Here is a 22,768-nt window from a genome sequence, read left to right on the forward strand (position 1 = left end):
AGGCGCGCGGCGCCCGCGAGCGGCGACCACGAGCGGCGACCACGAAGCCGCGCGCAGCAGCGCAAGCCAACAAAGCGTCGAGGCGCGCGCCGAGCGTTGACCGTCGAGAACAGCCCCTCGTAGAGTGTAGCCTTGCAGCCGACGTGCCCGCCATGAAGACCTGCCCGCAGTGCCATCAGCGTTATCCGGCCGACAGCGCCTTCTGCTTCATCGACGGCTCGTCGCTCGTCTCCGAGAAGGATCCCCGCATCGGGATGTCGATCGCGGGCCGGTACGTCATCGAGCAGGCGCTCGGGATCGGCGGGATGGCCACGGTCTACCGGGCCTACAACAAGCTCATCGGGACGCCGTGCGCCATCAAGATCCTGAACCGCGAGTTCGCGCAGGACACGACGACGCGGGAGCGCTTCCGGCGCGAGGCGCGGCACGCGCAGCGGCTCGCGCACCCGAACATCATCGAGATCTTCGATCAGGGCGACACCGACGAGGGGCTGCCCTTCCTCGTGATGGAGCTGCTCCAGGGGACGAGCCTCGCCGACGTGGTGGAGCGCAGCCGGGTGCCGCTCGCGCGGGCGCTGCCCATCTGGGTGCAGATGGCGCGCGCCCTCGGCCGAGCGCACGATTTCGACGTCGTGCACCGCGATCTCAAGCCCGAGAACGTGTTCCTGCTGAAAGGCGACTGGGTGAAGCTGCTCGACTTCGGCATCGCCCGGTGCGCGCAGGACGCGCGGCTCACGAACCTCGGCGAAATTTTCGGCACGCCGCAGTACATGGCGCCCGAGCGCAGCACGACGATCGACGCGGGCCCCCCGGCCGACCTCTACTCGCTCGGGGTCATCATGTTCGAGATGATCACGCAGCGGCTGCCGTTCGACGCGCCCGATCCGGCGAGCTGGATCCTGAAGCACATGAACGAGCAGCCGCCGGCCCTCAAGGAGCTCGCCCCGGAGATGCCCGACGCGCTCGACCGGCTGGTCAGCGCCCTGATGGCGAAGGCGCCCTCGGAGCGCCCCGTCGACGCGTACCGCGTGCTCGCGGAGCTCGAGGAGATCGCGGCGGCGAACCGGATCGCGCTCCCCCCGCCGCCCGAGGCGATGCCGCGCGACTCGGCCGTGCGGTCGCGCGGCGCCGGGCGCGATCCCTGGGTCAACCGGCTCGATCTGTTCGAGAAGATGACGGCCCGCGCGTTCGGAGCGTCCGCGCCGGCGGACATCCAGCGGCAGCTCGAGGGGCTGCGCGGCCTCGTGCGGGAGCACGCCGAGCTCCGCTCGAGGGCGCTCGACGAGCAGCGGCGCCTCGAGGGCGTCGCCGAGGAGTGGCGCGACGGCCGGCTGCAGATCGGGCGGGCGATGGACGCGCTCACGGTCGACGCCTCCCTCACGCGCGACGAGGCCCGCTCCTTCCGCGCCAGGGTGGCGCCGCTGAACGCGGCGACGCAGGCGTTCATTCCGGCGGTGCTGAGCGCGCACAAGGAGGCCGTGCGCTGGGAGGGCCGGAGCGGGTTCGCCGAGCCCTACCTCGAGCTCGCCGCCAGCTACCGCCAGCTGGCCGAGCTCGTCGAGGGCTGGTACGCGTCGCGGAAGGCGGATTACGAGGCGGAGAGCGAGGCGATCGCCCGCGAGCACGAGGTGGCCGAGGTGGACGCGCAGATCAAGAAGCTGCGCGAGCGGCTCGAGGAGCTCGATCGGCAGCTCGAGGCGCGGCGCCGGGAGTCCCAGGAGCGCATCGCCGAGATGGGGCGCAGGGCCGATCAGCTCGACGCGGAGCTGCTCCACCTGGCCAGCCGGTTCTGCGCGCCGCTCCGATCGAAGCCGGAGCTCGGCACGCTCTTCGTGGAGCTCGAGCGGCTCGCCGGCTGAGCGCTCGGCTCCGGCGCGCCTCGGACGCGCCGCCCGGCGACGGGCAGGCCGCGGCGTCCGGGCGACGTCGTCCCCACGGAGCCCGTGGATCCGGCGCGGACGCGCCTCGGCCGGGATCGCGCCGGCGTCACAGCAGCCCTCCGTCGCCTGGTTTCACGTCGCGCGCCGGCGCGGTCGCCGCACCTCTTGCGTACTAAGCTACCCTCCGTGACGCCCGCCCCCGCACCAGAACCGCGGCGCCCTCTGCCGCGCGCGCCGGGACGCATGCGCCGCGCCGCGTCCGCGGCGGCGGCAGCGCTCGGGCTGGCTCTGGTGTTCACCGGCGCCGCTGCCGTCGGTGTCGCGCTCCACCTCGACACGCCCGCCGCGCGCCGCGTCGCCCGAGACGCCACGAACCGGCTGCTCGGTTCCCTCTTCCAGGGGCGCATCGTCGCCGACGAGATCGACGCGCTCAGCCTGAACGGCGTGCGGATCCGCTCCGCGGTCGCGCTCGATCCGCGGGGGAACAAGGTGATCCGCGCGGGCGGCATCGAGGCGCGCGCCGACGTGCTCTCGATGCTCCGCGGCGCGCTCCTCGGGACGGGCGCGCTCCGCATCGAGGTCCCGTACATCCGGGTCGAGCAGATGGAGGTGCTGGTCCAGGACAGCGGCGCGGGCGGCGTCACCCTCGGCGAAACGTTCACGCCGCTGCCGCCGAGCCGCCCGCCGTCGCCTTCGCCCGAGGCCCCGCCGCGCGAGGTCGTCGCCGCGCTCTCGCGCATCGAGATCGGGCGCGGGTGGGTCCACGGGCAGCTCGCGCCGCCGCGCGCGCTGGACGCCGACGTCAGCCGGCTCGTCGGGTCGGTGCACATCGGCCCGGAGGGCGTGGCGGTCGACGTGGACCAGACCGGCCTCGTGGATCGCGCCTTCCTGCCCGCCAGGACCGCGGGCACGGCGAACTACCACCTCCGCGCCGGCGAGAAGGTCCGGATGTGGAGCAGCTTCGCCGGTCGGCTCGCCGACGTCGAGGTCACCGCCCGGGCCGTGCTCGACGAGGAGCACCTCGAGGCGCACGCGAGCGTCCCGCGCGCGACGCCGGAGCAGCTCCGGAGCCTCCTGCCGGATCACCCCCTCACCGAGCCGGTGGCCGCGCGCGTCTCGCTGAGCGGCCATCTCCCCCAGCTCGACGTCGCGGCCTCGTTCTCGGCGGACCCTCCCGGCCCGGCGGGGGGCAGCGTCGCCCTCGCGGGGCGGCTCGACGTGACGGGGCCCGTCCGGCTCGACGCCGATGTGCAGGCGCGCGACATCGATCTGCGGGTCTTCGGCGTGCACCTCTCGCCCGCGGCGGCGGGTGGCGAGCGCGGCGCAGCGCCCGCACGGACAGGCGTGGCGCCCATCCGGACAGGCGTGGCGCCCATCCGGACAGGCGTGGCGCCCATCCGGACAGGCGTGGCGCCCATCCGGACAGCAGCCGCCGCGAACGCCGCGCCGGAGAGCGGCCACAAGCCGACGGAGGCGGCACCCTCGATCACCGCCGAGGGCCGGGTGCGCGTCGAGCTCGGCGACGAGCTCCGGCTCGCCGTCGAGGCGCGGACGGAGCCGACCGAGCTGCTCGGGGAGCGGGTGCCGGCGGCGGACGTCCACCTCGTGCTCGACCGCGGCGAGCTCCACATGCACGCGCACCTCCACGAGCCGGGCGCGCCGATCGACGCCACCGTCTCGCTCCTGCCGGGCGGCCAGGGTATCCGCTTCGCGGCGACGGCCGACATCCCGGCCATCGCCGCGGCGCCGCGCCTCGCCGGGCCCGTCGGCGGCGCCGGCCGCGTGCGCGTCGAGGGGAGCCTGCGCGATGGGGCGCTCGACGCGCGGGTCGAGGGCGCGTTCGCCGGGCTCCGGGTCGGTCCGGACGTCGCGCTCGCGAGCGCGCGCTTCGCGGGGCGGGTCTCCGGGCCGGTCGACGCGCTCACGGTGAGCGGCTCGCTCTCCGGCCAGGAGGCGCTCGCCGGCGGGCACACGTTCGACGAGGTCACGGCGCAGATCTCCGGACCGCTCGCCGCGCCGAAGCTCCGCGCGACGGTCACCGACGGAGACGACACCCTGAACGCCTCCGCCCGGCTGAGCTCCGCCACCGGCGCGCTCCGCGACGTCGAGCTCCAGCTGAAGCGCGACGGCGCCGAGGTCGCGGGGAAGATCGCGGCGATCCGCCCCTCGGCCGGCGGGCTCGCCGTCGAGGGGATCGAGCTCGCCTCCGCCGAGCTCGGCTCGCTGAAGGGTCAGCTCGCGGTGCGCGGCGACGACGTGACCGGGCGGCTCCAGGGCAAGGACATCGACGTCGGCCGCCTCGCGCGGATGCTCTGGATCCCGCTCCGCGTGCGCGGGCGCGCGGACGTCGACGTCGCGCTCGACCACGACCGCGAGACCGGGCGCTCGGGCCACGTGCGGCTCGCTCTCACGGGCGGCGAGGTCGCGTTCCTGTCCGGCGTCTCGGCGCAGCTCACGGCGATCTTCGAGCGCGACCAGATCAAGGCCGACGGGCTCGTGCGCCTCGACGCGAGGGCGCCGCAGGCGGCCGGAGGACCGGCGGGGAACGGCGCGGGGAACGGCGCGTGGGACGGCGCGCTGCCGCGGTGCGCCGGCACCCTCGCGAGCGTGCGCTTGTCCGGCGCCGAGGGCACGCTGAAGGGGCCTCTCCTGCGCGCGGAGACGTGGGCCGCTCTGGTCGGGCAGGCCGAGGTCGCCGCGGACGACTGGGACCTCGGGTGCCTCGCGCAGCTCATGCCGATCGGACACATCGTGAGCGAGGTGCGCGGCAAGCTCACGACCCGCTTCCAGGTCTCGCGCGCGCCCGGCGAGCCGTTCCCCTCGCTGCACGACGTGCTCGTGCGGACGCAGGGCCTCGCGCTCGCCGGGCCTCACCGCCTGGGCGCCGAGCGCCCGGCCTGGGAGTCGCGCTTCATCGACGCGCAGCTCAAGGGCTCGCTCGACGGGACGACCGGCAAGGCCGACGCCGCGCTGACCCTGTACGACGGCGGGCTGCTCGCCGACGCCTCCGGCTCGATCGAGCTCGACCTCGCGGCGCTCGCGGCGCCGCCCGCGGACCGGTGGTCGTCGCTCCTGCGCTCGCCCATCGCCGCGCAGGTCTCGCTCCCGCGGCGCGCGATGGACCAGCTCACCACCCTCCCCTCGTTCGTGCGCGACGCGCTCCCGCCGCTCGCCGGCGAGCTGCGGATCGACGCCTACGCCAACGGCACCGTCGCGCGTCCATCCCTGACGGCGCGCACCCTCTGGTGGGGCCTCACGTACGTGCCGCCGGGCGCGAAGGGCGCGACGGATCTCCTGTTCCCCACCGACCTCGACGCGTGGCTCACGTACGACAGCGAGAAGGCCACGCTGGACGCGCACGTCACGCGCGGCGCGGACGAGATCGCGACCGTGCGCGCCGAGGTGATCGCGCCGCTCGACCGCCTGCTCGGGGACGTCCCGGCGCGCGCGCTGAGGGGCGCGCCTCCGCTCCCGGCGTGGACCGGCCGCTTCCGCGCGACGCTGCGCAACGTCCCGCTCGGCGAGATCCCGCTGCTCGGCGACAGCGGCATCGGCGGGCACCTGAGCGGCGAGATCGAGATGCGCGATCTCAACGTCGCGCCGGCGCTCACGGCGCACCTCACGCTGCCGGGCGTCACGATCGGGAGCGATCTCGCCTTCGAGCGCGGTGTGCTGTCGCTGCGGATCGACCCCAGGCGCAGGACGGGGCGCGGGGACCTCCACGTCACCGAGCTCGCGCTCGAGGGCCGGAGCGGCGGCAAGCTCCGGGCGAACGCCTACGCCAGCGTGCGCTTCCGCGACGGCTTCCTCCCGATCCCCGACGGCGAGCGCACCGACCTCGCCATCTCGGCGGAGCGCTTCCGGCTCGCGGCGCTGCAGCCGCTGGTCGGCAGGCTGCTGAGCAAGCTCGACGGCACCCTGGACGGCGACCTGCACGTCGAGCTCGGCGGCGCGTCCGGGGCCGACGGGGGCAGCGTCCGCGCCCAGCTGGAGGTCCGGGACGGGGTCGTGCACATCCCCGAGCTCGGGCAGGAGCTGCGCGACGTGGCCGCCCGCGTCACGGCCGACAGCGGCGTCGTCCGGATCGAGGGGTTCCGCGCGGCAGGCACCACCGGGCAGGCGCAGGGCTGGGCGCTGTTCCGGCTCGACGGGCTCGCGTTGCGCGACGGGGCCGGGGCGCTGACCATCGCCGACGACCAGGCGCTCCCGCTCACGCTCGAGGGGGTGCCGCTCGGGACCGCCTCGGGGACGCTGTCGTTCATCGCCGAGAAGAAGCCGGGCGAGCTCGCGCTCTACGCGACGGTCCCGAGGCTCCGCCTCTCGCTGCCGGCGACGAGCAGCCGCGACGTGCAGCCGCTCGGCGACAACCCCGACATCTCCGTCTCCCACCCGCTCGGGCCGGAGAAGGAGAAGCGCGCGGCGGACGCGCTCCGCTACACGATGACGTTCGACGTGCGCGACGCGGCGGTCAGCGGCGCCGGGCTAAGGCTGCAGCTGAGGAGCGCCGAGGACGCGCCGCCGCGGGTCGTGATCGGCGAGGACGTGGTGGTGTCGGGCGGCATCGAGCTCGCGCGGGGCGAGCTCGAGATCTACGGCAAGGTGTTCGAGATCGAGGGCGGACGCGTGCGCCTGCGCGAGGAGGAGACCTCGAACCCGCACCTGAACGCCACGGCGCACTGGGACGCCCCGGACGGCACGCGCATCCACGTCGCGTTCAACGGCAACCTCCGGCCCATCACCGAGAGGACGCTGCGCTTCACCTCGAGCCCGCCGAGCTCGCAGCAGGACATCCTCGCGCGGCTCCTGTTCGGCGCCGATTTCTCCGGGGGCGCGCAGGCGGCGGGCGCCGAGACGCCCGCGCGGCTGGCCGCGGGCCGCATGGTCGCGTCGGTCGGCGGCGAGCTCGCGGCGGCGCAGTTCAACGCGCTGCTGAGCGGCATCGCGCCGCTGCGCGGGCTGTCGACGCGGTTCGGGACGACCTCGGACGGGACGCTGCGGACGAGCCTCATCTACCGGCTGAACGACGACCTGACGGCGAAGGCCACCTTCCAGGAAGGCGCGCTGCAGGGCTCCTCGACGAGCGAGGGCGGGCCGAACCCCGGGGGGATGGCGAGCGAGCGCGGCACGCGGACCGAGGTCACCATCGACTGGCGCTTCGACGAGCACTGGACGCTCCGCGGCACGGTGGGCGTCGACGCGCGCCAGACGACCTCGGGCATGCTCGACCTGCTCTGGCAGTACCGGTACTGAGCGGCGCGAGCGGGCGGAGCGGACGCGAAGCGGACGCGGGGGTTCGGGGCGGAGCCCCGAGGAAACAAAACTAGGGCCGCCCGCGCGAAGCCGCCGCGAAGCGGCGCCGAAGTCCGGCCATCCTTGGCCGGACTTCGGGCGGGCGGAGCTAGCTTGCGGCCCGCGCGGGCAGCCGGATCTCGCGCCCGCTGACGCAGAGCGTGGGCGGCTCGGCTTCGACGAGCAGCGGGGCGAGCTGCGACTGCGCGTGGCGCGAGAAGCGCGCATCGAGCGCGCCGCCGCGGGCGCGCGCGTACACGACGCCGTCGTCGCCGAGGGAGAGCGTCGCCGGATCGAGCGGCTCCTCGGTGCCGTCGAAGAGGAGCAGCGTGACCGCGCCGCCGTCGCCGATCCGGAGCGCGTCGACGAAGAGCGGGGCGTCGTCGGCCTGGAAGTAGCACCAGTCGTAGCCGTTCGTGAGGATCGGACGGCCGTCGTCCGGGTGCCGCGCGATCCACGACCTGAGCCCGCGCTCGAGCGCCGGGTGGTCGACGCGGGCGCCGTCGTGCCAGAAGCGGCCCTCGCGATCGAGCCGGATCGAGCTCTCGCGGGACGTCCCTGGGGGCGGCGCGAACCGGAAGAAGTCAGGATGGTCGCCGGGCTTCATGGGTCACCTCGCAGGAGAGATGCGCCCCGGCGCGGCGCCGCGCAAGCCGCGCGCGCCGGGGAGTACTATAGCGAGCCCATGCGATCCCAGACGGACGAGGCCGTGGCCGACGAGCACCTGCGCGCGACGCGGGCGTACTACGACGAGTTCTCCGCGCGCTACGAGGCCCGGCGCGGGGGGCGCGATCGCGGGGGCTACCACGACCTAGTCGACGCGCTCGAGGTCGACTTCGTGCGGCGCTTCGGCGAGGGCCGCGACGTGCTCGAGGTGGGGTGCGGCACCGGGCTCCTGCTCGCGCGGATCGGCGCGTTCGCGCGCTCTGCGCGCGGGGTCGACCTCTCGCCCGGCATGCTCGAGCGCGCCCGCGAGCGCGGGCTCGACGTCGTCGAGGGGAGCGCGACCACCCTGCCGTTCGCCGACGAGAGCTTCGACGTCGCCTGCTCGTTCAAGGTGCTCGCCCACGTCGAGGACGTGCGCCGCGCGCTGTCCGAGATGGCGCGCGTGGTGCGGCCCGGCGGGCACGTGATCGCCGAGTTCTACAACCCTCTCAGCCTGCGCGGGCTCGTGAAGAAGCTCGGCCCGGCGGGCGCCATCAGCGACAGGACCCGGGAGAGCGCCGTCTTCACGCGCTTCGACGCGCCGCGCGCCGCCGCCGCCCTGATGCCCGGGAGCGTGCGCGTCGTCGCCTCGCGCGGCGTGCGCATCGTGACGCCGTTCGCGGCCGCGATGCGGGTGCCCGGCCTCGGGCGGCTCCTGCACCGGGCGGAGTGGGCGCTGTGCGACACGCCGCTCGCGCAGCTCGGCGGGTTCTGGATCGCCGCCGCGCAGAAGGCGTGAGCCGCGCGGCGGCCCCGGTCAGAACCGGCCGAGGAGCCCCCCGTAGAGGCCGCCGGGGAGCACCGAGATCGTCGGCGCGGCGCTGAAGCTCGGGGGCGGCGGCGGCACGCGGCGCGTGCGGAAGGACACCCTCTCCGGGACGAACGTGATCTGCGCGTGGGCGATCCCGGCCGCGACGAGCGTCGCGAACGCCCCGAAGGCCACGCGGTTGACGGCGGCCGCGGTGTCGATCCGGCGGTTCAGCGCGTCGATGTCGACGCTCTGCGCGGGCCTGCCCGGCGTCGAGGGCCTCGGCGTGACGTCGACGTTCTCGTAGCTGGACAGCGCCAGCGCCGACACGATCGAGGTCCCGCCGGCGACGGCCTGGCTGACCAGGAAGAACCAGCCGATCCCCTCGTCGCCGTTCTGGAACTGCCCCACCCCGAAGGGCAGCATCGCGGTCCATCGGGAGTTCCTCTCCACGACCCGCTCGCGCCCGGCGAGGCGGCGGAGCTCGGCGACCCAGCGGCGCTCGTCCTCGCGGCCCCGCTCGATCCGCAGCCGCTCCGCGCGCTGCACCTCGGCCTTCTGCCGCGTCATCTCCTCGATCCGCGCCCGGATGCGCGCCCGGACCGCGGTGAACCGATCGATGACCTCGGGCTGGAACACCGCCGGGTTCGGCGAGTACACCGGGTTGTCGAGGAGGATCTGCTCGATGTACGCGTCCGCCGCGCCCGTGCGCCGCAGCGCCACGAGCGCCGCGACGGCGAGGCCGCGCGCCCGCTCGATCAGGACGGGATCCGAGATCCGGCACGGCTTGCCCTCCACCTCGGTCGCGCCGCGCTCGCAGGGCGCGTTCGCGGGGTCGAGCATCGCCGCGAAGCGGTCCACGGCCTCCTCGTAGTGCCCGGCGTCGAAGCGCGTCTTGGCGAGCTCGAGCTGCTGCATGTCGTCGGCGCGCGCCGGGCCCGTGAAGAGCAGCGCGAGGGCGCCCACCGCGGCCGCAAAGAGCCGTTGCGGCGCGAGCAGGGCGCGGCTGCTCCCGACCGATGGGAAGCGAGCGCCGGGAGACTTCCCGCCTGGAGTTCGCGCAGCCATGCGGAGGGGTGCGCCGTGATGTAGCGGAGTTTGGCCGGGGATGCTGAGATTTCAGGCGCCGACGCCTTGATTCTGTCGATGCCGTCAGCCGGACGGCCAGGAAACGGTGTTCGATTCGCCGGCCACGAGCGTCACGTTGCCGACGCGCGGCGCCGCGTCCGGCGTCGCGGGCGTGAAGATGCAGCGCCCGCTCCAGGACACGTCGCTCAAGGTCACCGTCTGCGGGGTGCCCGCGTAGCCGATCACGCCGATCTGCGGGCACGCGTACTGCGCGCTCGGCGGCGCGCCGCTCAGGACGACCGTGCTGGGCAGGATCTCCAGCTTGTGCACGATCCGCTGCGGCGCGGTGACGCCGGGCTTGGGCGCGACGACCGAGATGACGCCCGAGTACGACTTGCAGCACCGCGAGCCGGGCACGCTGATGTGGATGCTGTGCGCGCCGACCTTGAGGGGCGTGACCTTGTTCGCGCCGAACCAGCGGATCTCGACGCCATCGAGCACCACCTTGGCGCCGCTCGGGACGATCTGGAAGACGACGTCGCGGACCGCCGGGACCTCGCCCTGAGGCGCGGCCGTCGGCGCGATCGACGACGGCTGAGGCCGCCGGCGGGGCCGCGGCGCGATCGCGAGCTCCGTCGCGCTGGGCGCGACCGCGCGCAGGTTCGGCGGCGGGATCAGGGCCTCGAGGGGCGCCGGCCGCAGCGGCTCGGCCGCGGCGGGCGCGTCCCCCTCCGGCGACGGCGGAGGCTCGCGGAGCGCGCGGGCGACACCGAACGCGGCGACGCCGAGCGCCGCCGACCCGAGCGCGACGAGCAGCGCGCGCCGCGCGAGCTGCCTCCGGCTGCGGCTCGCGTTCAGCTTCGCGATCCGCTTGAGGATGCTCAGATCGCTCGGCGCGAGGGCGAGGGCCCGGTTGTAGTCGGCGGCCGCGCCCGGCACGTCGCCGCGCTTGCGGCCGGCCTCCGCGCGCGCCACGAGGCGCGGGACGAGCCGCGCGACGTGCCGCTCGGTGTAACCCGCCGGGTCGGCGAAATAGGCGGCGAGCTCGACGCGGGGCTCCGCGATGCCGAGCTCGGTCAGCTCGGCCCGGATCAGCTCGGCGAGCGCGCGCGGGCTCGCCGCGCGGGCCGCGATGTCGTGCGCCAGGGCGCTCGCGACGATCCGGCTCCAGCGCGCGCCCACGGCGGGCCGCTCGCGCTCGGCCTCCGGGTAGGCCCCCTCGAGCACCTTGCGGAGCACCTGCGCCGGGTTCTTGCCCTCGAACGGCAGGTGCCCGACGAGGCACTCGTAGAAGAGCACCCCGAGCGCGAAGACGTCGGTGCGCGCGTCGACCTCGCCCCCCTCGATCTGCTCCGGCGCCATGTGCGCCGGCGAGCCGAGCACCTGCCCGGTCGACGTGACGCCCTGGGCGTCGAGGATCTTGGCGATGCCGAAGTCGGTGAGCTTGATGACCACGCTCGCGCCGTCCCAGCTGACGCCGGGGCGGTCGGATGGCAGCTCGACGAGCACGTTCTCCGGCTTCACGTCGCGGTGGATGATCCCGGACGCGTGCGCGTGCTCCAGCGCGTCGCAGAGCTCGAGCGCCATGGCGGCGCCGATCTCGGCCGGCATGTCGGGGTGGGAGCCCAGGATCTTGCGCAGCGTGGAGCCGCGGAGCAGCTCGACCACGAGGTAGCGCTCACGGTCCTGCTCGCTCGAGACGTCGTACACCTCGACGATGCCGGGGTGGCGCAGCTTCGCCGCTGCGCGCGCCTCGGCGACGAAGCGGGTGCCGACCTCGGCGTTCTCGCGGAGGTGCTTGTGGATGATCTTGACTGCGACCTCGCGGCGGAGCCGCGGGTCGCGGGCGCGGTAGACCGTGGCCATGCCGCCATGGCCGATCTCCTCGATCAGCTCGTATTTCTCGAGCTTCGGGAGGCCTTCTGCGCCCGCGTGTCTGGAGAGGGATTCCTGCTCGCCCGTCGAGCCCCTATCGCGGGCGGGCAGGCTCATTCAACAACCTTCACCCGAATCGTGTTGGTCGACCCCGAGACGCCGACAGGAGCACCGAAGATGGTGACGAGCTTGTCGCCCGGCGAGACGACGCCGTTCGCGAGCAGCTGACCGGTGGCGCGCTCCACCATCTCATCCGAGTTCCGGAGCGCGTCGACGGGGAACGGCACCACGCCCCAGAGCAGCGCGAGCCGCCGGCGCGTCGTGTCGTTCGGCGAGAAGGCGACGATCGGCACCACGGGGCGCGCCTTCGACGCGTACCGCGCGGTGAGGCCGCTCTCGGTGAACGCGATGATGAGCTTCGCCCCGATGTCCCGCGCGATGTCGCACGCGGCGCGCGCGGTCGCCTCGGGGACGTTCGCGCGCTGGCCGGGCTGCTCGCTCGAGAGATAGCGATAGAACGAGCTCTGCTCGGCCTCGGTGACGATGCGGGCCATCATCCGCACGACGAGCGGCGGGTGAGCGCCGGTCGCGGTCTCCTGCGAGAGCATGACCGCGTCGGTGCCCTCGAAGACGGCCGTCGCCACGTCGCTCGCCTCGGCGCGCGTCGGGCGCGTCGCGGTCACCATCGACTGGAGCATCTCGGTCGCGACGATGACCGGCTTCTGGTGCACGCGGGCGAGCCCGAGGATCTCGCGCTGGATGATCGGCACCCGCTCCGGGTTGAACTCCACGCCGAGATCGCCGCGCGCCACCATGACCCCGTCCGAGGCGAGGATGATCGACTCGAGGTTGTCGATGGCGCCTGGCGTCTCGATCTTGGACACGATCGGCGTCGGGCGGCCCCAGGCGTCGCAGATGTCGCGGACGTGCCGGACCTCGTCCGCGTTGCGCACGAACGAGAGGGCGACGTAATCGACCCCCTGCGCGAGGCCGAAGCTCAGGTCGGCCTTGTCCTTCTCGGTGAGGGCCGAGATGCGCACGCGCCTGGCGGGCAGGTGGACGCCGACGCGATCGCGCAAGCGTCCGCCCTGCGTCACGCCGGCGTGGACGCGCTCGCCGTCGACCTTGGTGACGGTGACCACGACACGGCCGTCGTCGATCAGGACGACGTCGCCCGGCTGCAGGTCGGAGGCGAGCCCCTCGTAGAGGATCGGGATCTCGCCCGGCGTGGCGACAGGGCTGTCCCTGTTCGCCTCGATCAGCGTGACGGAAGCCCCGTCAGCCACCTCGAAGGTGTTGCCGGGGAAGCGACCGGCTCGAATCTTCGGGCCGCAGAGATCCTGCAGGATCGCCACTGGCTTTCCGCAGGCCTCCGCAGCCGCGCGGACCGTGGCAATTGCCTTGCCGTGATCCTCATGCGAGCCGTGAGAGAAGTTGAGTCGAGCGACATCCATACCGGCGCGGATCAGCTGCTCCAGCGTCGTTTGAGAGTCACACGAAGGACCAATGGTACAGACGATTTTCGCTCTGCGTACGAGCACGGGCGGAGCATGCCACGAGCAGGGGTCGCGACACTACCCTGATTGTGAAGGAGCCATGCTGACTTCACCGGATTCCAACAAAGCGGCCGGGGCGACGGGCCCGGACGCCGCGCGCGCGTCGACGCAGCGGCCGAGCGCGCCGGCCCGCAGCGGACAGCGATCGCCGCGCGAAGCCGCGGATCGCTGGGAAACAGATGATTTTTGTGAGGAGCGTGAGCGTCGGGGAGGCCGGCGCGCGCCGCAGCGCGGCATGGCCTCCCCGTCTGCGGTCGCGTGACTAGGAGCGTCGCTCGCGGCGCTCGCGCGGCGGTCCGCCTCGATCGCGATCCATACCGGGCCGCGATCCGCGGTCGCCGCCGCGCCCTCCGCCCGGACCATCGCGCCGCGGCGGCGGGCCGGCGTCGCGCGCCTGCGCCATGCGCTCGCGCGCCCGATCGCCCTCCTCGCCCTCCGGCAGCGGCAACAGCTCGCGCCGGCTCAGCCGGATCTTGCCGTCGCGATCGACGCTCAGCACCTTCACGTCGATCGAGTCGCCCTCCTTGAGGACGTCCTCGACGCGCTCGACGCGCGTGTGGGCCATCTCCGAGATGTGCAGCAAGCCGTCGGTGTTCGGGAGGATCTCGACGAAGGCGCCGAAGTCGGTGATGCGCTTGACCGTCCCCGCGTAGGTCGTCCCGACCTCGGGCTCGGCCGTCAGCCCCTTGATGATGTCGAGCGCCCTCTTCACCGCGTCGGAGTCGGCCGACGCGACGTTCACCGTGCCGTCGTCCTCGACGTCGATCGCGACGCCGGTCTGGTCGACGATGCCCTTGATGGTCTTGCCGCCGGGGCCGATGATGAGCCGGATCTGGTCGGGCTTCACGCGCACCGTGGTGATCCGCGGCGCGTACTGGCTGAGCTCGGGCCGCGTGGTCGCCAGCGTCTCGAGCATCTTGTTCAGGATGTGGATCCGCCCCTCGCGCGCCTGATCCAGCGCCTGCATCAGGATGTTCCGGCTCAGGCCGGCGATCTTGATGTCCATCTGGATCGCGGTCACGCCGCGCGCGGTGCCGCAGACCTTGAAGTCCATGTCACCGAGGTGGTCCTCGTCGCCGAGGATGTCCGAGAGCACCGCGTAGCGCTGGTCCTCCATGATGAGCCCCATCGCGATGCCGGCGACCGGCGACTTGATCGGCACGCCCGCGTCCATCAGCGAGAGGCACCCGCCGCAGACCGCCGCCATCGACGACGAGCCGTTCGACTCGAGCGTCTCCGACACGATCCGGATCGTGTAGGGGAACTGATCCGGCGCCGGGATCATCCGCAAGAGCGCGCGCTCGGCGAGCGCGCCGTGGCCGATCTCGCGCCGGCCGGGGCCGCGCATCGGCTTCGTCTCGCCGGTCGAGAAGGGCGGGAAGTTGTAGTGGAGGTAGAAGCGCTTCCACGTCTCCCCCATCAGGCCGTCGATCTTCTGCTCGTCGGTCGAGGTGCCGAGCGTCGTCGTGACGATCGCCTGCGTCTCGCCGCGCTGGAACAGGGCGCTGCCGTGCACGCGCGGGAGCAGGCCCACCTCGCACATGATCGGCCGGATGCTCTTGCCGTCGCGCCCGTCGATGCGCCGGCCCTCCTCGATGACGTAGGTGCGGACGACGTGCGCCTTGCGCTCCTCGAACTCGGCCTTCACGAGCCCCTGGAGGGGCAGGAGCTTCTCGGCGCCGAGCTCGGCGGCCAGGGTCTCGGTCATCTTCTTCTTGAGCGAGCTGTAGCCCTCGTAGCGCGCCTTCTTGTCGGTCACCCGCGTCGCGGCCTTGAGATCGCCGTCGACGAGCTCGGCGACGCGCCGCTTGATCTCCGCCGGGAGCTGAGGGGCGACGAACTCGCGCTTCGGTTTGCCCACCGCGGCGCGCATCTTCTCGATGAGATCGATGACCGGCTGCGCCGTCTCGTGCGCGAACATCAGCGCGTCGATGATCTCGGCCTCGGTCGCCTCCGCGGCGCCGCCCTCGACCATCACGATCGCGTCGCGCGAGCACGCGACGACGAGATCGATGTCGCACTTCTCGATGTCGGCGGCCGTCGGGTACGCGACGAACTCGCCCTCGAGCCGGCCCACGCGCACGCCCACGATCGGCCCCTGCCAGGGGACGTCCGAGATGTGCAGCGCGGCGCTCGCGCCCGTCAGGGCGAGGACGTCCGCCTTGTTCTGCTTGTCGCTGGAGAGGACGGTCGCGATGATCTGCGTGTCCCGCTTGAAGCCCTCCGGGAAGAGCGGGCGGAGCGGGCGATCCATGAGGCGGCACGTGAGGATCTCCTCCTCGCGCTGGCGCGCCTCGCGCTTGAAGAACCCGCCGGGGATCTTGCCGGCGGCGTACGTCTTCTCGACGAACTCGCAGGTGAGGGGGAAGAAGTCGAGGCCCGGCCGCTCGTCCTGCGAGACAACGGTCACGAGCACCATGGTGTCGCCGTAGGTGACGAGCACGGCCCCGTGGGCCTGCTTCGCCAGGCGGCCGGTCTCGAGGGTGAGGGCACGGCCGCCCACCATGACGGATTCACGAACAAACATTGGAATTTCAGCTCTCTCTCGCGATCGCGAGGGCCGCTGCGTGCGGCGCTACGCCGAGCGCGAGGGGCTGCTCTTCTTCCTCGGTCCCTGCGCAGGAGCCGAGCTGCTGCGCACGAAGCGAAGACGAAGACGCGCGGAGCCCGCGCTCGGAAACAGCGAGGCCTATCGCCCCGCCGGTCCGTGGTCAATGAATGACCTCCTTAGAGCGTTCGCTCCCCTCTCGCCAGCGCAAAAAGCAGGCGTTCAGGGGTGCGTGCCGCAAACCTCCCGAACGGAAGGGGCCGAAACGCCGGCCCGTCGTCCGTGGCGCGTCGATGGATCGATGGAGATCGCGGAGTGGAAGGGAGCTGCGCGGCGGAACGGACCACCCCGGCGGGCTGTCGCCAGGGCTCGTCGTCTGCTCGCTCTCAACGTGGGGTCACGCGGGCGCGGCGGGTCGAGCGGGCGCTCGAGGCGCCCGCGGGCCGGCGCGATCCGCTCTGAAATCGGCTACTTGCGGAGGTTGAGGCGGCCGATGAGGGTGCGGTAGCGCTCGACGTCGATGCGCTTCAGGTAGTCGAGCTGCCTGCGGCGCTGGCTCACCAGCTTCAGCAGACCCCGGCGCGAGTGGTGGTCCTTCTGGTGCGTGCGGAAGTGATCCTGCAGCTGGTTGATCCGCTCGCTGAGGAGCGCGATCTGGACCTCGGGGGACCCGGTGTCGCCCTCGTGAACCGCGTACTTCTGAATGATATCCGTCTTCTGAATCGAGTGCAGCATGCTGGCTCTCCATGGCCTTGCCGGTGCGCTGCCGAGCGTCCGGGCCGGGGCGTCTTACAACGCCGGCGACTGGCCAAGCGACGCCTGAAGGTGAGCCCCGCGCCCGTAGCGGCGCGAGCCCACGAAGTTCAGGCCAGTGAGCTGAGGAGCGCGCGAGTATACGCAGACGCCTCGCTCCGTCAACGCGGTCGACATGGGCGCGCGATTTGTCACCCCCAGAACGGCCGATTGGCTACCCTCGGTCAGCGATGCCCGGCACCCTCCGGCCCCCTGACGACGCTCCCCGACTACAGTCGGACCCTTCCCGACCCCAGTCGGACGCACGCGGCCCCCGATCGCAGTCGGACGCACGCGCGTCGCAGTCGGACCTTCATATCGCGAACGCGATGACGAGCCTGTCCACCTCCGCCACCGCGCTCCCGGCCTCCGGGAGCGACAACGCGACCCCCAAGGTCTGCCCCACCTGCGGGGTGCGCTACCCGGCCGAGTTCAGGGTCTGCCCGCGGGACGCCGCGACGCTCGACGAGTCGGAGGACGACGCGCTCCGCGACGACCTCGTCGGCAAGACGATCAACGAGACGTACACGGTCGTGCGCGTCGTCGGCGAGGGCGGCATGGGGCGCGTCTACGAGGCGCGCCACACCCGGATCTCGAGCAAGCGCTTCGCCATCAAGATGCTGCACCCGGAGTTCGCGCGGCAACCGCAGGTGATCTCGCGGTTCCAGCGCGAGGCCGAGGCCGCGGCCGCGGTGCAGAGCCCGTACGTCGTCACCGTCTTCGACGTCCACCGCACCGCGGAGGGGCGGCCGTTCCTCGTCAACGAGTTCCTCGAAGGCAGGGAGCTCGCCGACTACCTCAATGATGTCGGCAAGATGAAGATCGGCCCCGCCGTGCGCATCGTCCGGCAGATCTGCAAGGCGCTCACCGCCGCCCACGCGAAGGGCGTGGTGCACCGCGACATGAAGCCGGAGAACGTGTTCCTCACCGGCGACCTCACGATGCCCACGGCCAAGGTGATCGACTTCGGCATCTCCAAGGTCGACGACGCGCCGGGCGCCGCGCTCACGCAGACCGGCATGATCATGGGCACGCCGTCGTACATGGCCCCGGAGCAGGCCCGCGGCGAGCGCGTCGATCATCGGGCGGACATCTACGCCGTCGGCGCGATCCTCTACTGCGCCCTCACCGGCAGCCGGCCGTTCGACCGCAACGACCCGACCGCGACGCTGACCGCGGTGCTCACCGAGGACCCGCCGCGCCCGCGCTCGCTCGAGCCGAGCATCCCCGAGCCGCTGGAGATGATCATCCAGCGGGCCATGGCGAAGGAGCCCATCCATCGGTACCAGACGATGGAGGAGTTCGACGCGGAGCTCGCGCTCTACGACAGCAACGAGACCGAGCCGAAGGAGCTGAGCTCCTCCGGCGTCCAGCCCGGGCCGCGCAACTCGCTGCCGTCGGCGCCGCGCGCCGCGCCGACGATGACGATGCAGCTCCGCCAGGCGCAGCAGGTGAGCATGGCGAGGCCGCTCATCCTGCTGCTGTCGGTGCTCGGCATCTTCTGGGTCGCCGGCGGCCTCATCACGCTGGTCACCGCGATCATCCGCCTCTCGCGCGGCGGCACCGTGACCGACAACCTGACGGGCCTCGAGGCGGTCCTGCTCGCGTTCGGCATCGGCTTCGCGCTGATCACCCCCGCGCTGATCGGCGCGCGCCACGTGCGCCGGAGCGTGTGGAACAACAGCATGAGGGCGGTCGATCTGGCCGACAACCTCCGCCGGCCGATCGTGGTCGGGCTGTGCGCGTACGGCTTCGCGTCGCTGCTCGTGCGGGTCGTCGAGGCCGTCGTCCTCCGGCGCGCGGCCGGCGTCGCGTGGCCCATGTGGGACGTCGTGCTGTTCGCGATCGGCGCGGTCGGCGCCGCCGGCGCGTACCTGCTGCTCCGCAGCGAGAGCCGCTAGCGCCGGCGAGCGCCGCAGCGCCGGCGAGCGCCGAAGGCTCCGCGGCTAACCGCGCCGCCCGTCGAGCCAGGCCTGGAGCAGCAGCGCCGCCGCCGCCCCGTCGACGCGCTCCTTGCTCTTTCGCCCCGAGACGCCCCCGTCGCGCAGGCGCCGTGCCGCCTCGACCGTCGTCAGCCGCTCGTCGACGAGCTCCACCTCGACGCCGGCCGCGTCGGCCAGCACCTGCGCGAAGGCCACCGCCCGCCGCGCGGCGGGCCCCTCGGCCCCGTTCATCTCGAGCGGCAGCCCCACCACGAACCGCGTGATCCCTTCGTCCCGGGCGAGCGCCGCGAGGGCCGTCAGGAGCGCCTTCCGGTTCCGCCCGTCGAGCAGCGGCCGCGGGTGCGCGTAGAGCCCGAGCTCGTCGGTCACGGCCACGCCGACGCGGGCCTTCCCAAGATCGATCGCCGCAGCGCGCGTCTTCGCCTTCGCCATGCTCCTCGGGGAGAGCACATAGCCCCCGGACGGTGAGGCGGCGAGACCCAACGTACCGGGAAGCATCCGACCGGCTTGACCCGCTCGCCAGCACCGACCATAAGCGCCGCGCGATGGAACTGCGTGCGGTACGGGGGATGAACGACATCCTCCCCGAAGAGGTGGAGCGCTGGCACAAGCTCGAGGGGGCCTTCCGCCTCCATGCGGAGCTCCACGGTTATGCCGAGGTGCGCACGCCGCTGATCGAGCCGACGGAGCTCTTCCGGCACCAGATGGGCGAGACGACGGACGTGGTCGAGAAGGAGATGTACTCCTTCGAGCGCCACGGCGATCAGCTCACCGTTCGCCCCGAGGGCACGGCGGGCGCCGCGCGCGCGTACGTCGAGCACGGCGTGCACGCCAAGGAGCCGGTCACCCGCTGGTACTACCTCGGGGCGATGTTCCGCGGCGAGCGGCCGGCCAAGGGGCGCTACCGCCAGTTCTACCAGGCCGGCTGCGAGCTCTTCGGCGATCCCGGGCCGCTCTGCGACGCCGAGACGATCGACCTCGTCGCGGGCTTCCTGCAGCGCATCGGCGTCGACGACTTCGTCGTCCACGTGAACTCGCTCGGCAGCGCGGGCACGCGCGAGCGCTACCGCGAGGCGCTGCTCGCCCACTTCACGCCGCGCAAGGGCGAGCTCAGCGACGACTCGCAGCGCCGCCTCGAGAAGAACCCCCTGCGCATCCTCGACTCGAAGGACCCGCGCGACCACGAGGTGGCGCGCGACGCCCCGTCGATCCTCGACCTGCTCGACGACGCGGACCGGGCCCACTGGGAGGGCGTGCTGCGCTGCCTCGACGTGCTCGGCGTGAACTACGTCATCGACCGGTCGCTCGTGCGGGGGCTCGACTACTACACGCGCACGCTCTTCGAGGTGAAGGCGACCTCGAGCGAGCTCGGCGCCCAGAGCACGCTCGCGGGCGGCGGTCGCTACGACAACATGGTCGCCGGGCTCGGCGGGCCGAGCGTGCCGGCGATCGGCTTCGCGATGGGGATGGAGCGGCTGCTCACGGTGATGCCCGACGCCGCCTCGCGCCGCAGGCCCGGCTGCTTCCTCGCCCCGCTCGGCCAGGCTGGCGCGGACCGGGCGCTCGTCCTGGCGAAGCAGCTGCGCGCGCTCGGCGTCTCGGTCGAGCTGGACGGGCGCGGCGGGCGGCTCAAGGCGATGCTCCGGCGCGCGGACGCCCTCGGCGCGCGGCTCTGCGTGATCCTGGGCGACTCGGAGGTCGAGCGCGGCGTCATCCAGATCAAGGATCTCGTGGCGCACGTGCAGGAGGAGATCCCGCTGGAAGGAGCGGCGCGCGTGCTCGCGGATCGGGCCCTCGAGGCTTCACCCGTCGGCCAGCGGGGAGCGCGTTGACCACCGAGGCGATGGGAGCACCGGGCTGCTCGCGGGGGGCGCGCGGCGCTCCGGCGGGCGAGGAACAGGGCAGGGCGCGGCGCGCGCGCGCGGCGCTCTCGCTCGCCGCCGCGCTGGTCGCGCTCGCCGCGCCGTCCGTCGCGGCGGCGCAGGTCGGCTTCGGCCAGCCCGGCATGGGCCCGCCCCCCTCGAGCTCGCCGCAGCCACCGCCCGGCATGCCGGAGACGCACGCGGCGCCGACCTCCGAGGAGAGCCCGATCCAGACCCAGGAGCCGACCCTGCCGGAGGACCCGCTGGCCGTGCCGCCGTCGGTCAAGAAGCAGATCGGCACGAACGACACCGGCGAGTGGGAGGTCGGGCGCGCCGAGGAGATCCAGCGCGACTGGTACGGGCTCTATTACGGCGAGCGGAGCGGCAGCTACCAGTTCCGGACGCTCTTCCCCCTGTGGGCGGAGCGCAAGATGCCCGGCGACCGCGCCACGATGGTGACGCCGCTCTACTACAACCGCCGGAGCAAGGACGTCGACGCCGACGTCCTCTTCCCGTTCTTCTGGAAGCTGCGGGACCAGAACACCTACACGACGATCGTCGGCCCGTTCATGCACCGCGAGTCCGAGGGCCGCCCCGCGAGCCCCGGGCGCAAGGCGGAGCCGGGCCGTCACGACAACTGGCTCGCGCCGCTCTTCTTCGAGGGCAAGAGCGACGATGGGAGCGGCTACCTCCACATCCCTCCCCTGCTCACCTTCACGCACCACACCGCGCGGAGCGGCTTCAACCTGGTCGGCCCCCTCTTCTGCAGCTGGAAGGGCGGCCCCGCGTGCGACGCGCGCTCGGCCGACAAGATCGATCTCGGCCTGGCCCCGCTCTACTTCTACGGTCGTGACGAGAGCAGCGAGTACGAGGTCATCCCGCCGCTCCTGCACTACTACCATTACAGCGACGTCGGAGACCGCTCGACCAATATCTGGGGTCCCTTGATGTGGCAGCACTCGCGCAAGGGCGACGTGTTCAACATCATGCCCTTCTACTGGCACAGCTGGGGCAAGAACCACGATCGAACCACGCTGTTCCCGTTTTTCCATTACGGATACGAGGGCAACTCGAACCTGCTCGTCACACCGCTCTTCGTGAAGGCGCGCGGCGAGGAGGGGGAGAGCACCTTCGCGACCTGGGGCTACGCTCGCTATCGAGGGCGGACGGAGCTCGACATGATCACGCCGCTCTTCTGGCAATACAGGGATCCGGACATCGATCTGGAGCGGACGTTCCTGCTCCCGTTCTATTACCGGAACACCTCGCCGCGCAGCGATGATCTCGTCCTCTTCCCGTTCTACGGCCGCTTCAAGCGCCACGGGCTGAGCGACACCACGTGGCTCACACCGCTGGTCCGGCACACGCAGGATCTCACCGGCTGGGAGACGGACATCTACCCGTTCTTCTATTCGGGTCGAAACCGCAGCTCCACGCACCTCGTTGTCGCGCCGTTCCTATGGGACTTCGCGTCGCCGACGTCGCGCACCACGATGGCCCTGCCGGTCTTCTTCCGGTTCGCGGACCAGAACTCGGTGACGCAGGTCGCGCTCAACACGGTCTACCGGGAGCAGCGGCTGCGCACCGGCAAGGAGTGGGAGTTCCATTTCTTCCCCGTGTTCTCGTACGGCGAGACGCCGCAGGGGCACTGGTGGAACGTCCTGTACGGGCTCGCCGGGTACACGCGCGAGGGCACGATGTCGAAGATGCGCGCCCTCTACGTCCCGATCCAGCTGAGCAAGTGAGCCGGCCGGGCGCCGCGCCGGCCGCGCTCGCGGGCCAGTACGGCCGGCGCGCGCGCGGCCATGGACATCGCCGCGGCGCTCGACAATCGTTGGCGAGGTCGCGATGAGCACCCCCGCGCGCGAAGCGCCCTCCCCCCGCGCCGAGCTCCTGAGCCTCGGCGGAGCGCCGCCGCCCCCGGAGCTCGGCGCCGACCTGCGCCGGCTCCTGGAGCTGCCCGAGGGCGCGCGGCGGCGCCTCTGGGAGGCGCTCGGGCCCAGCCTCGGCGAGCCGGTGCCCGCCGCCGTGGAGCGGCTCCTCGACGCGTTCTGCCGCCGGCACGAGGTCGACTCCGAGGCGCTCGCGCGGGTGCTCAAGGCGTGCCGCTTCCTCGTCCGCGAGGCGAGCAAGCGCGACCTCGACCGCGCCGCCCTTGCGGCCGACCTCGCCGCGCTCGCGCCCGGCGAGGGCGCCGAGGAGATCCAGGCGATCCTGCTCGCCGGCTACGACCAGGCCAGGGCGGTCGTGCGGCGGGAGATCGTGCGCGGCGCGCTGCTCGACCACGGCAAGCTGCTCACCGGCGTCGACTGGCGCATCGACACGATCGCGGCCGCGAGCCGCGGGGTGAAGATCGCGTCACCCGTCGTCCTGCTCACGCTGAGCTACCAGGAGGGCGAGCACCGCTCCCGGATCACCCTCCAGGCCACCCCCGACATGCTGCTGGAGCTCCAGCAGCTCTGCGCGCAGATCCTCGGCTGACCGCGCACGTCAGCGCGTTGA

The 22,768-nt window shown here is 72.8% G+C and carries 14 protein-coding genes; 7 read left to right on the top strand and 7 right to left on the bottom strand.

Annotated features, from left to right (window positions below; translation table 11 throughout):
* Positions 1-152 precede the first annotated feature (152 nt).
* Together WMF17_RS23670 and WMF17_RS23675 are read left to right on the top strand one after the other, a co-directional pair.
* Positions 153-1,859 carry a protein kinase domain-containing protein gene (locus tag WMF17_RS23670; RefSeq protein ID WP_437595341.1) on the top strand — a complete coding sequence of 569 codons (1,707 nt, stop codon included), beginning with the start codon at positions 153-155 and terminating at the stop codon, positions 1,857-1,859.
* A gap of 264 nt (positions 1,860-2,123) precedes the next feature.
* Entirely contained in the window at positions 2,124-7,130 is a 5,007-nt protein-coding gene (locus WMF17_RS23675; protein WP_437643367.1) for a translocation/assembly module TamB domain-containing protein, read from the top strand.
* A 148-nt stretch (positions 7,131-7,278) separates the two neighbouring features.
* Here WMF17_RS23675 and WMF17_RS23680 read toward each other — a convergent pair whose 3' ends face one another.
* The gene (locus WMF17_RS23680; RefSeq protein WP_437573098.1) at positions 7,279-7,776 is read right to left on the bottom strand and encodes a hypothetical protein; all 498 of its coding nucleotides are present in this window, start codon (positions 7,774-7,776) and stop codon (positions 7,279-7,281) included.
* Between the two features lie 78 nt (positions 7,777-7,854).
* On the opposite strand from WMF17_RS23680, the gene WMF17_RS23685 reads away from it, so the two are divergent.
* The gene (locus WMF17_RS23685; RefSeq protein WP_437595344.1) at positions 7,855-8,613 is read left to right on the top strand and encodes a class I SAM-dependent methyltransferase; all 759 of its coding nucleotides are present in this window, start codon (positions 7,855-7,857) and stop codon (positions 8,611-8,613) included.
* An 18-nt stretch (positions 8,614-8,631) separates the two neighbouring features.
* On the opposite strand, the gene WMF17_RS23690 is transcribed toward WMF17_RS23685, so the two are convergent.
* From WMF17_RS23690 to rpsO, 5 genes are all read right to left on the bottom strand, one after another.
* Positions 8,632-9,690 (bottom strand): hypothetical protein, encoded by a 1,059-nt coding sequence (locus tag WMF17_RS23690; protein WP_437595345.1) that lies wholly within the window; start codon positions 9,688-9,690, stop codon positions 8,632-8,634.
* Positions 9,691-9,774: 84 nt separating this feature from the next.
* A complete protein-coding gene (locus tag WMF17_RS23695) occupies positions 9,775-11,682 on the bottom strand; it encodes a protein kinase domain-containing protein (RefSeq protein WP_437643369.1) in 1,908 nt (635 codons plus the stop codon).
* Complete coding sequence (gene pyk / locus WMF17_RS23700; protein WP_437595349.1) at positions 11,679-13,106, bottom strand: pyruvate kinase; 1,428 nt, start codon at positions 13,104-13,106, stop codon at positions 11,679-11,681. Before pyk ends, WMF17_RS23695 begins: the two co-directional genes overlap by 4 nt.
* 277 nt (positions 13,107-13,383) lie before the next feature.
* Positions 13,384-15,648: a polyribonucleotide nucleotidyltransferase gene (pnp, locus tag WMF17_RS23705; RefSeq protein ID WP_437595350.1), complete on the bottom strand. Its 2,265-nt coding sequence runs from the start codon at positions 15,646-15,648 to the stop codon at positions 13,384-13,386.
* Between the two features lie 489 nt (positions 15,649-16,137).
* The gene (gene rpsO, locus WMF17_RS23710) at positions 16,138-16,404 is read right to left on the bottom strand and encodes a 30S ribosomal protein S15 (protein WP_437595351.1); all 267 of its coding nucleotides are present in this window, start codon (positions 16,402-16,404) and stop codon (positions 16,138-16,140) included.
* A gap of 386 nt (positions 16,405-16,790) precedes the next feature.
* On the opposite strand from rpsO, the gene WMF17_RS23715 reads away from it, so the two are divergent.
* The gene (locus WMF17_RS23715; protein WP_437595352.1) at positions 16,791-18,362 is read left to right on the top strand and encodes a serine/threonine-protein kinase; all 1,572 of its coding nucleotides are present in this window, start codon (positions 16,791-16,793) and stop codon (positions 18,360-18,362) included.
* Between the two features lie 45 nt (positions 18,363-18,407).
* Here the strand turns inward: WMF17_RS23715 and ruvX are convergent, their stop codons facing one another.
* Positions 18,408-18,836, bottom strand: coding sequence for a Holliday junction resolvase RuvX (gene ruvX / locus WMF17_RS23720; protein WP_437475727.1), 429 nt, complete (start codon positions 18,834-18,836; stop codon positions 18,408-18,410).
* Positions 18,837-18,949: 113 nt separating this feature from the next.
* Here ruvX and hisS point away from each other — a divergent pair, with 113 nt between their 5' ends.
* The 3 genes from hisS (at position 18,950) to WMF17_RS23735 (ending at position 22,747) form a co-directional block, all read left to right on the top strand.
* Positions 18,950-20,236 carry a histidine--tRNA ligase gene (gene hisS / locus WMF17_RS23725; protein WP_437595353.1) on the top strand — a complete coding sequence of 429 codons (1,287 nt, stop codon included), beginning with the start codon at positions 18,950-18,952 and terminating at the stop codon, positions 20,234-20,236.
* Positions 20,233-22,011 (top strand): hypothetical protein, encoded by a 1,779-nt coding sequence (locus tag WMF17_RS23730; protein WP_437595354.1) that lies wholly within the window; start codon positions 20,233-20,235, stop codon positions 22,009-22,011. Before hisS ends, WMF17_RS23730 begins: the two co-directional genes overlap by 4 nt.
* A 103-nt stretch (positions 22,012-22,114) precedes the next feature.
* Complete coding sequence (locus WMF17_RS23735; RefSeq protein ID WP_437643371.1) at positions 22,115-22,747, top strand: COMM domain-containing protein; 633 nt, start codon at positions 22,115-22,117, stop codon at positions 22,745-22,747.
* The last annotated feature ends 21 nt before the right edge of the window (positions 22,748-22,768 follow it).

Source organism: Sorangium sp. So ce362, assembly GCF_051519845.1.
GTDB lineage: Bacteria > Myxococcota_A > Polyangia > Polyangiales > Polyangiaceae > Sorangium.